Source organism: Lamprobacter modestohalophilus (assembly GCF_016583905.1).
GTDB classification, from domain to species: Bacteria; Pseudomonadota; Gammaproteobacteria; order Chromatiales; family Chromatiaceae; genus Lamprobacter; species Lamprobacter modestohalophilus.
On the sequence record NZ_NRRY01000178.1, the window covers coordinates 1 to 945 of the forward strand.

Annotated in this window: 1 protein-coding gene; it reads right to left on the reverse strand. The window is 63.2% G+C overall.

The window, feature by feature from the left end:
• The coding region (gene trkA, locus CKO42_RS26725) for a Trk system potassium transporter TrkA (RefSeq protein WP_200252762.1) at positions 1-913 on the reverse strand (913 nt) is incomplete at its 3' end.
• Positions 914-945 lie beyond the last annotated feature (32 nt).

Sequence of the window (945 nt, forward strand, 5' to 3'; positions counted from 1 at the left end):
TGACGGCGCAGAAGACATCGGTGTCCTCGATATTCTCTTCCAACAACAGTTCCTCGTCGGCGGCATCGCCATGCAGCACGATGGTGCGCTCGAGCGACTCGGCGATCTGCTTGCAGCGCTCGAGATTGCTCTCGATCACCTTGACCCGATAGTCGCGCTCGGTGACCCGAGCGAGGCGGGTGCCGATGTTGCCGCCGCCAGCGAAGATCAGCCGCTTGTAGGGCTTATCCAGTCGTCGCAGCTCGCCCATCACCGAGCGAATGTGCTTAGGCGCGGCGACAAAGAAGACCTCGTCATCGGCCTCGATGACGGTATCGCCCTCGGGTTGAATGGCCCGATCCTGACGGTAGATCGCCGCCACCCGCGCCTCGACATGCGGCATGTGATCGTAGAGGGCGCGCAGCTCTTGGCCGACTAATGGGCCACCGTAGTAGGCGCGCACCGCCACCAGCCGCACCCGACCATTGGCAAAATCGGTCACCTGCAACGCGCCAGGGGTCTGGATCAGGCGCAGGGTGTAGTCGGTCACCAGTTGCTCAGGGCTGATGGTGACGTCCACATGGAAGGCATCGCCGCCGAACAAGGCCTGATGATGGTCGAGGAAGCCCTGAGCGCGCACCCGCGCGATCTTGGTCGGTGTATGGAACAGGGTGTAGGCGACCTGACAGGCGACCATGTTGGTCTCGTCGCTATTGGTCACCGCGATGATCATCTCGGCATCCTCGCCACCCGCGCGCAAGAGCACATCGGGCTGAGCGCCATGCCCCTGCAGAGTCCGCAGGTCAAAGCGGTCGGCGAGCTCGCGCAGACGCCGCGCATCGGTATCGACCACGGTGATGTCGTTGGCCTCGCTGACCAGGTTCGCAGCCACCGAGGTGCCCACCTGGCCAGCGCCGAGGATGATGATCTTCATAGCGCTTTATGCATTCCTGATAGCCCAGGCCT